At 51.4% G+C, this 12,237-nt stretch carries 8 protein-coding genes; 2 read left to right on the top strand and 6 right to left on the bottom strand.

Annotated elements, in window-relative coordinates; all coding sequences use genetic code 11:
• Nucleotides 1-20: 20 nt before the first annotated feature.
• The 6 genes from BM123_RS15655 to BM123_RS15630 all read right to left on the bottom strand — a co-directional run bounded on the left by BM123_RS15655 (nt 21) and on the right by BM123_RS15630 (nt 5,872).
• Nucleotides 21-545, bottom strand: coding sequence for a hypothetical protein (locus BM123_RS15655; RefSeq protein ID WP_090170220.1), 525 nt, complete (start codon nt 543-545; stop codon nt 21-23).
• Between the two features lie 5 nt (nt 546-550).
• Entirely contained in the window at nt 551-1,366 is an 816-nt protein-coding gene (mreC, locus tag BM123_RS15650) for a rod shape-determining protein MreC (protein ID WP_090170218.1), read from the bottom strand.
• Between the two features lie 16 nt (nt 1,367-1,382).
• Nucleotides 1,383-2,420, bottom strand: coding sequence for a rod shape-determining protein (locus BM123_RS15645; protein ID WP_090170216.1), 1,038 nt, complete (start codon nt 2,418-2,420; stop codon nt 1,383-1,385).
• A 285-nt stretch (nt 2,421-2,705) separates the two neighbouring features.
• On the bottom strand, nt 2,706-4,070 hold the full coding sequence (locus BM123_RS15640; RefSeq protein ID WP_090170214.1) for a M16 family metallopeptidase: 1,365 nt from the start codon (nt 4,068-4,070) through the stop codon (nt 2,706-2,708).
• 158 nt (nt 4,071-4,228) lie between these two features.
• Complete coding sequence (rpe, locus tag BM123_RS15635) at nt 4,229-4,900, bottom strand: ribulose-phosphate 3-epimerase (RefSeq protein WP_175489417.1); 672 nt, start codon at nt 4,898-4,900, stop codon at nt 4,229-4,231.
• 171 nt (nt 4,901-5,071) lie between these two features.
• A complete protein-coding gene (locus BM123_RS15630; RefSeq protein WP_090170210.1) occupies nt 5,072-5,872 on the bottom strand; it encodes a class I SAM-dependent methyltransferase in 801 nt (266 codons plus the stop codon).
• Between the two features lie 204 nt (nt 5,873-6,076).
• On the opposite strand from BM123_RS15630, the gene BM123_RS15625 reads away from it, so the two are divergent.
• On the top strand, nt 6,077-8,569 hold the full coding sequence (locus tag BM123_RS15625) for an FtsK/SpoIIIE family DNA translocase (RefSeq protein ID WP_090170207.1): 2,493 nt from the start codon (nt 6,077-6,079) through the stop codon (nt 8,567-8,569).
• A 216-nt stretch (nt 8,570-8,785) separates the two neighbouring features.
• A partial coding sequence (locus BM123_RS15620; RefSeq protein WP_139211907.1) for a hypothetical protein occupies nt 8,786-12,237 on the top strand: 3,452 nt, incomplete at its 3' end.

Raw genomic sequence — 12,237 nt, 5'->3', positions numbered from 1 at the left:
TAGGGGAAACAATCAGTCCGCTAAATCCTCGGTCGTAAAAAGCTTACCAATATCACAGAAACCAGCCAGGAAACCGGGGTCGTAAGCAGTGTTTTTAAACTGATGTCTTTCCAGAAAACCGGAGAAAAAGCCTCCATACTGAAGTAGAAAAGACAGTATCCCCCCAGCATCAGGCCAAGGTAGCGCAGCCACCAGCTCTGGGGCAGATCATTGCCGTCCGGATTGGCTTTTACCTTATAGCCGTCTTTAGGCGCCAGAATAGTTAACACAAACTGCCGTATGTAGCCGGCAAAGGTAGCCGCTGCGGCGTGCAGGCCAAGTGTTTCGTAGAACAGGTCTGTTCCGAAACCAATCAGGAAAGCAAAGATTACCACCAGCGGCTTTGGTGTCCGGAGCGGAAGTAGGGCAATGAACAGCGGCGTGATGAATATGAATAGCAACTCCTTGCCACCATAGCCCAGGCTGATCTGACGAAAGAGAAACACCTGCAGGAACAGCAACAGGATGAAACGAATAACATTGCTTACCGGATCAGCTCCCCGCATATTCTTTATTGAGCGTTTAAAATGCCAAGTTCTTCCTTGAAAAGATCCTGAACAACGTAAACGGATGAAACCCGAAGGGGATCGTTAAACAAGCGTACCTGAAGGTTCATGCTTCCAGTACCGGCCTGAATTTCGGTGTCTGTAACCAGGCCAATGGCATGGCCCGTTGGAAATACATTAGAATAGCCAGTGGTGAAAACAGTGTCCTGCTGGCTGATTTCTGTGTAATCCGGGATGTCGGTCAGGGTCATGTATCTGGGGTCCTTTCCATCCCAGCGTAGGGTGCCGAAGGTGTTGTCTTTTAGCCCGGCACTAATGCGGGTATCCTGGTGGAGGATAGAAATAACCCGGGCAAATAACTCCGTTGATTGATCAACTATTCCCACCAGGCCACGGTCGTCGATAATGCCCTGCCCCGCCTGAATCCCAAGGTTATCTCCCCGGTTGATAACCAGAAAATTGTTGGGGCTGTAGGGAGATCGGTTGACAATATTGGCCGGGAGGAAGTTATACCGCTGCAGGTACTTACCATCAATGATGCTGTCTACGTTGGCTCTGAGATCGTAGAGCGCATTGGGTAACAAGCGTCTCAGTCGGGCATTTTCCCGCATTTGGACCTCGTTTTGTTCCCTGAGGTCAAAGTAGTTATTGACCGTGGTGGACACACTTTTGTATTTGCCGGTTCCAATAGACCAGGTCTCCGCCGCAATAGCACTTTGCGCGCTGTTGTGGTTTATGATCAGGTAAAAGCACAAAACCTGCAGGGCACAGAAGGTGAAAAAACTGCCGTTGTTGTAAAATAAGCGGAGGATTTGCTCCATCTGGCGGGGTTGATTTCTAGCTTACACTGCTGCTGGGCACCAGAATGGCGCGGTACCGGTGGGTGTCGGCAAGGGCCTTACTCGTTCCGCGTACTACGGCCGTTAGCGGGTCCTCAGCTACGTGAACCGGAAGCTGGGTCTTCTTACTCAGGCGTTTGTCTAGTCCCCGAAGCAAGGCTCCGCCGCCGGTCAGGTACAGGCCGGTGGAATAGATGTCACTGGCCAGTTCCGGAGGCGTGGTTTCCAGCGCCCGAATAACGGCCTCTTCGATAGAAACGATGGATTCATCCAGCGCAGCAGCAATTTCCTGATAGGTTACCGTAATCTGCCGGGGGATACCATTGAGCAAATCCCGTCCATTGACGGCGTAGTCTGCTGGTGGATCGTCCAGTTCCGTCAGTGCGGAGCCGACGTGGATTTTGATCTGTTCTGCCGTTCTTTCTCCGATCAGGATGTTATGTTGCCGCTTCATGTAGCTGGCAATGTTCTCCGTGAACTCATCTCCCGCAACGCGGATACTCTGGTCACAAACAATGCCCGAAAGCGCGATTACCGCAATCTCGGTCGTTCCGCCGCCTATGTCGACGATCATATTGCCGATGGGTTCCTCAACGTCAAGGCCGATACCCAGCGCCGCAGCCATGGGCTCGTAAATCAGGTAAGTCTCCTTAGAGTCTACTCTGGCCGCACTCTCAAATACAGCACGCTTTTCCACTTCCGTAATACCGGAAGGGATGCAGATTACCATTTTGAGGTGAGTAAAGAATGATTTTCGGGTGCCGATCATTTCGATCATCCCCTTGATCATGTGCTCCGCAGCGCGGAAGTCAGCGATCACGCCGTCTTTGAGTGGCCGAACGGTCTTGATGTTCTCATGCGTCTTCTCATGCATCTGCATGGCCCGGCGCCCTACTGCAATCGTCTCTTCCGTCCGGCGGTTGATGGCAACGATCGAAGGCTCGTCGACGACGACTTGCTCGTTCTGGATAATCAGCGTATTCGCTGTTCCCAGGTCGATGGCTAAATTTTGTTGAAACAGGCTAAAAAACCTCATCTATCGTGTTATGTGTCTTTCCCGTGTAATTACGTCCGCAAAAGTCGTAAAAAAGCAGCGTAAACCCGTCATTTCCTTCCTTTAATGTTACAAGGACCATTTTTTGACCAGTTTGCGGAGGTAAAATGGACTTTTTTTATCGTAGAAAAGAAATCTTTGTGTGATTTCCGGGGCTAAGCGGCGCCGGGGCGCAGGTGCAAAAAAATGTTCGAAGGTGCCGTGTTGAGAAGGAGCCTATGCTATTGATTATAAGTGCCTTATGAAGCTGAGGCACTCGTGCCAATATCAGGTGGTTTCACCCAGTGGCCGCGACACCTGTTCCAGGGTCAGAGAACGAGCGCCCTCGATCTTATCCCCGCCACCGACAATTATCTCCCAATCGTCTCCCGGACTTAAGTAGCGTTCTGCCAGCTCCCGTAGCTCATTGGCTGTAATGTGATGGATCGTATCCTCTAAGCGGGCGAGGAAATCAATGGGCTCATAATCTTTGATGATGGCGGAACGATAGCGGAAGGCGTGGCCAAATGGGCCGTCCAGCTCCATGGAAATACTCCCTCCCAGGTAGGCCCGGACCATGTTGAGCTCCTGATCGGGGATCAGGTCCTGCCGCAGCTTTCTGGCTTCGAGGTCAATTTCCCGCCTGACGTTTTCGAGGTTTTCGTTAGCCACATCGGCGGAAACACCGAAGCTCCCGTCCAGTCGGTAAGTATCCAGGTCGCTTTCAATGCCGTAGGTGTAGCCCTTCTCTTCGCGGATGTTCTTCATCAGTCGGCTACCGAAGTAGCCGCCGAAAATAGTGTCCAGTACCACCAGCCCGGGATAGTCCGGATGTTGAATGTGTACGCCCCGCCGGCCACGGCGGATCATCGATTGTTGCGCTTTCGGCCGGTGTAGTTGTATGGTCGTCGGCTTTACCGCTGAGGCCAAAGGAGTATTCACCATGGCTGCCGGCCCGGCCGGCAGTTGGCCAAAGGTGTTCTCCAGGCTTCGCTTTACGGCTTCATTGATGTTGCCGATCACCAGCAGCGTACCGTTGCCGGCATGAAAATGGCTTTGGTGGAAAGCGCGAATGTCTTCGAGTTGAAGGCTGTCGTACAGATCCGGATAACCGTTGTACCCGTAGGGGTGTTCAGAGCCAAATACCGCTTCGGTAATCAAGCGGTAGGCCAGGGTGTCATTGTCACTCAAGCCTTCGCGAAGGCGTTGTTTGCGGCGGCGGAGAAAACGCTTGAAACTGGCTTCGTCGAAGGCCGGCTCGGCAATTACCTCCGCCATAACCGGCAATACCTCGTCCATCCGACGGTGGATAGTCGCCAGGGCCAGGTTGCCCGTGTCCATGAGGTCTGGTAATACCAAACGAGTGCCAAACTGCTCGAAAAAAGACTCCAGTTCGGCGGCCGAATGCTGTCGGGTGCCTTCCGCCAGAAGGTCGTTCGTCGGGCCGGCCAGCAAAGGCCTGGGCTCAAACGGACGCCCCGCATTCCAAATCATTTCTACCCGTAAAACGGGTGCTTCAACACCGCCCATCGCTACTACGGGAAGTCCGTTGTTCAACGTCCAGCGTTGCACGGGAAGAAGTGCCGGGATGGTCGCCTGATGAATCGGAGGCCCCGTTTTCTTCAGGCGATTAGTGGTTTTAATCTGCTGCATGAACGTTCTTTAACAGCCTAAAGACCGAGTAGTTGCTACCGTAGGCCATTCAATGCTCATTTACCTTTTTTTGCACCTGCGGGGAGCGCCCGGATTATGCTTCCTGTGATGGGCTGAAGGAGTAGAAACCGGTGTGTTTCAGCCCGATTTCAACTGGCTTAAACACTGATCAGAGGATTGCTTTCCAGGCCCTTCAAATCCCGGATAACCCCCGCTGGATCTTCGGCTTTGAAAACAGCACTTCCGGCCACCAGTACCCGTGCGCCGGCTTCGAGAACTTTTCGGGCATTTTGCAGCCCGATGCCACCGTCTACCTCGATGATTGCCGGGCTGTTTCGAACGACAATCATATCATACGCCTGACGGATTTTTTGCAGGCTCTGATAGATGAATTTCTGGCCACCAAAACCAGGGTTGACGGTCATAATCAACACTAAATCAATGTCTTCGATCACATTTTCGAGTACGCTTACGGGAGTGTGGGGGTTCAACGCAACACCGGCTTTGCAACCCGCTGCCTTAATCTGTTGGATCACCCGATGCAGGTGCTTGGTCGCTTCGGCGTGCACCGTAATTCCGTCGGCGCCAGCCTCCGCAAAACTTTCAATATAGCGCTCTGGCTGCTCAATCATCAGGTGTACATCCAGGTACTTTTTAGCATCCTTCGCGACCTGCTGAATGATGAATTGTCCGAAGGATATATTGGGCACAAACATGCCGTCCATCACGTCGAGATGGAACCAGTCGGCTTCGGACTTATTAACGAGCGAGATGGCCTGGTCAAGACGGCGAAAATCGGCGGCGAGCAAAGAGGGGGCGATAAGGTGCATAATCTACATAATTTGTGAACCACAAAGCTAAGTGAAAGCAACGACTAGACCGACTCCGAAGGAGTTAAACCTCCTTAGCCCCGGATGGAGCCGCCGGCGTAGCCGCGGTGCAATCCGGGGAGTCCGAGCGCGAAGCGCGAGCATGTGGCGTTCATGAGCGCGAAGCGCGACCTACTTCCAAAAATCCAATGTATACACCAGCGGAATCAGCCCCGGCATCTGCTTCAGATGCCAATGCCCCGGCTCGCCGGCGGGTACGGAGTCGTGAAAGCATTTGTAGGGAGAGTAGTCATACTCCTGAAATCCCTTCAGGGTAAGCCCTGCGCCCAGCAGGGCGGTAACAACGGAGCTGACGGTGTGATCCCAGTTAACCTCTGTACCACGCACCTCATCACTGCCATCGGTATAACTGGAGGTCATTTCTTCCACGATGGGTTCGGGGTTGAAGTAGGGGTATTTGATGGCGGTTCGTTCGTCGTTCCAGAGGTAGGCCATATTATGAAATTCAGCAAAGACGAATTGCCCGCCGGGCTTGAGGTAGCGGGCAACAATGCCCGCCCAGCGATCCAGATCTGGTAGCCAGGTGATGGTGCCATAGCTGGTGAAGACGATATCGAAGGTCTCCTCCTCCTCCAGGTGATCGGGCAAAGAATAGAGGTCGCAGTTGATAAAGCGAGCCTCGAGGTTGGCTTTTTGGGCTAATTCGCGAGCGGCGGTGATCGCTGCGTCACTGAGGTCTACACCGGTAACGATGGCGCCGTGACGGGCAAAGGTCAGGGTGTCTTGCCCGAAATGACACTGGAGGTGAAGAATCCTGAGCCCAGAAAAATCTTTGGGTAAAATGGCCAGCTCCGGCGCTTTGAGGCTGTCTTTCCCGGCCAGCCAGCCTTCTACGTCATAAAATTCGCTGGTCAGGTGTGCTTTTGTGCGGGCATTCCATTGTTCCCGGTTCAGGGAGAGGTAGTCAATCATGATGTTTGCTTGAGTATCGCTAAGGTAAGGTGACGAGGTATGGAATAAGTTTCCGGGGCCCGCAGTACTACGGGGCAGGTGCAGGGAAGGTTGTTTGTACCGTCGACTTCAGTCGACGGATATGTTCTTTCCGTCGACTGAAGTCGACGGTACAAAAGCTTTTTTGTAATTTCGCGTTACGGGCACAGCCCACTGACTTACTGTATGGCCAAAGCAAAGAAAAAATCTACCAAACAACTCGGACTTAAATTCGGGTTGAGCGACGAGCGTATCCCTAAGCTCTTCGGGCTATTGCTGTGTTTTTTCGCCGTCTATCTCTTTGTAGCTTTATTTTCCTATTTGTTTACCTGGCAGGTGGATCAGGACCGGGTTCTGCGCTTCAGCTGGAAGCTTTTGCTCAACGATGGGCCTACGGTAGATAATTGGTTGGGCCGCCTGGGGGCGTTTCTCTCCAATTTTTACATGTATTTTCTCTTTGGGGTGCCCAGTTTCCTGCTGGTCTACTTTCTTTGGCAGTTGGGTGTTAACCGGCTGCGCCGGCAGTCCATCAAGCCAATGGGTAATCTGTTCGTGAAGGTGATGCTGGCAACCATCGGCCTGGCCGTTTTGCTGGAGTTTGCTTTCGGGTCATTGACACAGTTTCCGCTGGGAGGTGGGGTAGGGAAGTACCTGGTGAGTCACCTGACGGGCGTTCTTGGTGGCTTTGGGGTAATATTACTGTTACTGGCTTTAGTAGGGCTTTATCTGGTGTTTGAGGCCCGGATTGATTTCAATGGCTCTCCACGACAGATCAAGAATGATGTCGTGGATCATTTCTCTGAAAGAATCCGTTTTCGGGGCAAGACACCCCCTCCACGCCCCTCCGCCTCGCCGAAGGCTGATGCTGTTGCTGACTTTAGTCCCGCCAAGGCACCTGCGTCTGCGCCCAGAAAAAGTCCGGTTTCTCTGAGCCCCGGTGATGGGTCAATGTTTGAGGTGGATGGCCCTGACCTGCCTTCTGACCGTGGGATTGAGCAACTCCCCGGTGAACAAACGGCTCTTCCTCTGGAATCAGTAGGTGATCTGACGCTGGTGGGGAAAGATCCGCTGGCCGTTGGTTCTGACAATCTCATCATTGCGGATGGTGATCAGGGCATTGATACCAGTTTAGCGGTTACGGAGGAGAATAAGAACCACACGGAACCCTATGACCCTACCTTAGACCTGCCCAATTACGCGCCGCCGCACCTGGAACTGCTGCTGGACCGAGAGCAAGGCAAGGCCGAAGTAGACCGCTCAGAACTGGAAGCGAATAAGGATCAGATCATTGAGACCTTATTAAACTATAAAATTGAGATTACGAAGATTCGGGCAACGATTGGGCCAACGGTTACACTCTATGAGATCGTTCCTGCGCCTGGCGTCCGGATTTCGAAGATCAAAAATCTGGAAGACGATATCGCCCTGTCACTGGCGGCGCTTGGCATCCGGATTATTGCGCCGATTCCCGGTCGGGGCACCATTGGTATTGAAGTGCCGAATAAGAATCCGCAGATGGTCTCCATGCGAGAGGTGATCGAAAGTGAAAAATTCCGTACTGCGAAGATGGATCTGCCGCTGGCCCTCGGTAAAACGATCAAAAACGAGGTACTCATTGCTGATCTGGCCAAAATGCCTCACTTATTGGTGGCGGGGGCTACCGGACAGGGTAAATCAGTGGGGATTAACTCGATCATCATGTCGATTCTTTACAAGAAGCACCCTTCACAGGTGAAGCTGGTAATGATTGACCCTAAAAAAGTAGAGCTTTTCCCCTACGCTAAACTGGAAAGCCACTTTTTGGCCTTCCTTCCCGGGCAGACAGAGCCGATTACGACGGAGACCACGAAAGTGATTCATATTCTCAATAGTCTTTGTATTGAGATGGATCAACGTTATGACCTCTTAAAGAAGGCCTCTGCGAGAAACATCAAGGAGTACAACGAAAAATTTGTAGCGCGCCGGCTTAATCCGGAGAAAGGCCATAAGTTCCTGCCGTTCATCGTTTTGATTATCGACGAATTTGCAGACCTTATAATGACGGCGGGAAAGGAGGTGGAAATGCCGATTGCCAGATTGGCCCAGCTTTCCAGAGCCGTAGGTATTCACCTGGTTATCGCTACTCAGCGCCCCTCGGTGAATATTATCACGGGCGTCATCAAGGCGAACTTCCCGGCCCGGATTGCTTATAAGGTGACAGCTAAGGTTGATTCACGGACCATTCTGGATGCCGGTGGAGCAGATCAATTGATTGGCCGGGGGGATATGTTGCTCAGCAATGGCGGGGACGTTGTCCGATTACAGGGGGCTTTTGTTGATACCCCTGAAGTAGAGGAAGTGATTGACTTTATCGGTAATCAGCGAGGATACGTTGAGCCTTATCTACTACCGGAATACAACACGGATGAGGAGATGGCAGGCTCTGGTGGCTTAACCTATGCGGATTTGGACGATATGTTCGAAGATGCTGCCCGCTTGATCATTCAGCAACAGCATGGCTCTACTTCTATGATCCAGCGCCGGCTGAAGCTTGGTTATAACCGGGCCGGTCGTATTGTCGATCAAATGGAGCAACTGGGGATTGTGGGGCCGTCTCAGGGGTCTAAGCCGCGGGAAGTGCTTGTGTATGACGAGCAGGAACTAACCCGCTTTATCGATGACTTGCGAAACCGGGGCTAAAGTCATTCTAAGGGTAACTATAGTGCTATATTAGCAGGTGGAAACCGATTCCCTCCTGTACAGATACAAGTCGAAACAGTTAAAGGGGGGCTACAGGCACTATTTTTTTTATAAAGTGTTACCAATAGTTCAATACTTCTACTTACTTTTGGGGTATCTTATGTATTGGGCCTATTGCCCTATTAATGTAATCTCTAAGAATTTTAAGACGACAATATGAAGAATCTACTACCTAATTGGGGCCGATTGGCCCTTTTATGCCTGCTGTGTTTCAGCGGGTTAACTGCTTTTGCGCAGGATCCTTGTGATATGGACACAGAGGCTCCAACGCTCCTGGCTCCAAACATGCTGAATCTCGAGATTCTAACCAGCAATATCGCTGAAGCCTGTCCTGGTAGCACTTTTATCCAAGACAATATCCTCGGCCAAGACCGTACGGTTACAGAAATCATTGAGTTCTGTAACGGTTTGCTGGTTGAAGGTGCAGGCCTTGATGAAAACTTCATCATGTCTCTTTTTGACGACAACTGTACTGCTGATGGCGATCTCATCGTTCGTGTTAATACGGCTGACTCTGAGATTCAGGCTGATGGCTCTGACCTTATCACTCTGACTGGTGTCATCGTTGATGAAGCGGGTAACGAAAGCGTTGAAGACATCGCTACCGTTCTTCTTGTAGACGACATCGCCCCCGAAGCTGTTTGTGCTGACGTAACCGTTGAGCTCGACGAGAACGGTATGGCTTCTATCATCTCTTCTGGTGGCGGTGGAGCTGTGACTCAATTCACAGGAACTTTCGGAACTGGACCTCAGTTTGATCGTCCAATTGGGTCTAGCACAACGTGTACACTGGCTAACTCCGCAGAAGACCACTTCTACGTAGCTTTCCCTTTCAGTGTTGATGCTGATGACATGTACACCTTTGAAATGCAGGAATCTGGCAATTTTGACGGTTACTTCCTGATGTACGAAGGTGACTTTGATCCTGCACAGCCTTGTCTGAACCATATTAATGGTGATGACGATGACGGTGAGTTAAATGAGCCATTGTTGATGCTGCAGCTTGAACTGGCTCAGGGTGATTACACTCTGGTAGCCACTACTTTCTTCTCTGACCAGGCTGGAGAATTTGTTATTGATGTTTCCAGTGAAAATGGTGGTGTTGTTTCTGAAGCTGGCGGTGAAGCTGGTGCTCTTCTCATCGACGGTGGTTCTACTGACAACTGTACGGTAGAAGTTTCTGCTGACGTTACGGATTTCACTTGTGACGATATTGGCGACAATACGGTAACCCTGACGGCTACTGACGGTACCAACACGGTAACTTGTGAAGCTACGGTAACTGTTGAGGATAACATCGCCCCGGTTGTTGTTGCTAACGACCAGTTAGTTGTTCTTAACGACGGTACTACTTCTGTTACGCTTACTGAAGGTGACGTTCTTGTTGCAACGGACAACTGTGACGCTGATGTCGTAGTAGAATTTGACCGTGACCTTATTTTCACTGGTGATGACATCGGAACGGTAACCGTAACTGGTACTGCTACGGACGCTGCCGGAAACGTTGTTGACTTTGAATTCGACGTTGTAGTAACTTTCGATCAGCCAAACCTGGCTTGTATCTCTGAGCTCAACCTTACCCTCAATGACGAATGTCAGGGACTGTTGATTCCTCAAATGCTGCTGACCGGTAACACCGGCCTGCTGAGCTCTTTCGTATTCGACATTACGGTAAACGATAACGACCCAAGCAACGGCCCGATCGTTGACGGTTGTGGACGTTTCCAGTACTCTATCTCTCCAGCCAGCCTGGGTGATGAGCCAACGATTGGTTTCACGGGTGATTTTGCTCCTGAGAACTGGACCCTTGAAGCTTTCTTCACAGATGGTTTCCCCATCGCTCCGCCAACCATTGGTTCGGTTGAGTTTTCTGACCCTGAGACCATCACGCTACAGACGCTAGCGGATGATTCTGGTGTACTTCTCGTTGCTCGCGCTGTTGTACAGATTCCTGAAACAGGAACGGTAACGCTTGACTATGATTACAATGGTCAGGACGAAGGTTTTGACGATGCGATCGTTCTTTACACCTTTGAAGGTGCTATTGAAGAAGTACTTCTTGATACTGATATGCCAGAAGCTGGTACACTTTCTTTCGAGGTAGGGCCAGGTAATACACTAATCATCGGCATCGTCGACGATGGTTTCACGCCAATTTTCAGTGACGATCCCACCGCTCCTAGTGTTCTGGAGATTACTAACTTCTCCTTTGCCCCACCAATTTCTCCACTGACCCTCGACTTCGAAACCTGTTGGGGCTGGGTTAACGCTGAAGACAAGACGCCACCAGCTGTAGTTTCTACTCCTGATGATGTTGAACTGCTTTGTGTTGACATCGACGGAAACAACCTTACTACTCTCGATGCTAGCGTAAGCAAGTGTTACCGGGTCAACTCCAGCACTGGTGCTACCATTCCTGGTACCATGGCCACGGCTTTCCGCAACCGTCTGTTCGCAGGTGGTGGCAGCCCACTCGTACCGACCTTTACGGATGGTTGTACGCAGGAGATCGAAGTTTGTGTAAACGACGTTCTTGTTTACGACGAAGAAGATCCTAGCTGTAACGACGTTGTACTGACGCGTACTTTCACCGCTACTGAGATTGCTGTATGCCCATCAGCTGCCGGCGAAGAGAACCCAAGCGTAACGGCTTCTTACACGATCACTTTCAGCCGTCCTACCTTGGATGACCTGAGCGATGACAACATCGAGGCTGTAGTAAACTATGAGCAGTGTGGTACGGCTAACCCCACCCGCGCTGACTACCCAGCTCCACGTGTACAGGACTTCCCATTCCTGGAAGTTGCTGGTCGCGTCTTCAACCTGAGTGCTGGAGATGCAGTATGTAACATTGGTGTAACTTACGCTGACGGCGAACCTGTTGTTACTTGCCCATTCACTTACAAGTTTGTTCGTACTTACACCGTCATCGACTGGTGTAACCCAAGCGACGTTCGCACCTTCACGCAAGTTGTGAAAGTTGGCGATACGACTGCTCCTACTTTCTCTGGTCCTACGCAGGATCGTGACTTCGACGGTGTTGTTGACGGTGACCTGATCTTCACGACCAACGCCGGTAACGTTTGTGCAGCTTACATCCGCCTTGACGCTGGTATCAGCGCTACGGACAACTGTTCTGACGACGTAACCATCACGGCTACTATCTACCCAGGTGCTGACCTGAGCGCTACGCCAATCGGTGCTTTCGACGTTGATCCTACGGACAACAACGCAGAAATTACTTCTGCCATCCCCGTTGGCTGTCACCTTCTCCGTTACACCTACACCGATGAGTGTGGTAATACGGACTTCTCTGACTACCCATTCTGTGTAGAAGACGGAACTGCTCCGGTTGCTATCTGTGAAGATGGTCTGAACATCAGCATCTCCAGCGGTTCTGCTGCCGGTGGTGCCAGCACGGGTATCGCTATCCTGACGCCATCTATGATTGATGCAGGTTCTTACGATGACTGTTCCGGTGTAACGCTGGAAATCGCTCGCGTAGACGCTGACAACATTGCTACTGAAGTATACGACCAGGAACTGGTGCTGACTTGTGCTGATCTCGGTACGGTTCGCGTTGGTCTGAAAGTAACCGATGCGGAAGG

Source organism: Neolewinella agarilytica (assembly GCF_900110645.1).
GTDB classification, from domain to species: domain Bacteria; phylum Bacteroidota; class Bacteroidia; order Chitinophagales; family Saprospiraceae; genus Neolewinella; species Neolewinella agarilytica.
This window is presented reverse-complemented; position numbering and strand designations above follow the sequence as displayed.

What these genes read in the sequence shown, in the direction of transcription:
- BM123_RS15630 (WP_090170210.1), bottom strand. Translation starts at nt 5,872, where the DNA reads ATGATTGACTACCTCTCCCTGAACCGGGAACAATGGAATGCCCGCACA.
- BM123_RS15645 (WP_090170216.1), bottom strand. Translation starts at nt 2,420, where the DNA reads ATGAGGTTTTTTAGCCTGTTTCAACAAAATTTAGCCATCGACCTGGGA.
- mreC (WP_090170218.1), bottom strand. Translation starts at nt 1,366, where the DNA reads ATGGAGCAAATCCTCCGCTTATTTTACAACAACGGCAGTTTTTTCACC.
- BM123_RS15655 (WP_090170220.1), bottom strand. Translation starts at nt 545, where the DNA reads ATGCGGGGAGCTGATCCGGTAAGCAATGTTATTCGTTTCATCCTGTTG.
- BM123_RS15625 (WP_090170207.1), top strand. Translation starts at nt 6,077, where the DNA reads ATGGCCAAAGCAAAGAAAAAATCTACCAAACAACTCGGACTTAAATTC.
- BM123_RS15640 (WP_090170214.1), bottom strand. Translation starts at nt 4,070, where the DNA reads ATGCAGCAGATTAAAACCACTAATCGCCTGAAGAAAACGGGGCCTCCG.
- rpe (WP_175489417.1), bottom strand. Translation starts at nt 4,900, where the DNA reads ATGCACCTTATCGCCCCCTCTTTGCTCGCCGCCGATTTTCGCCGTCTT.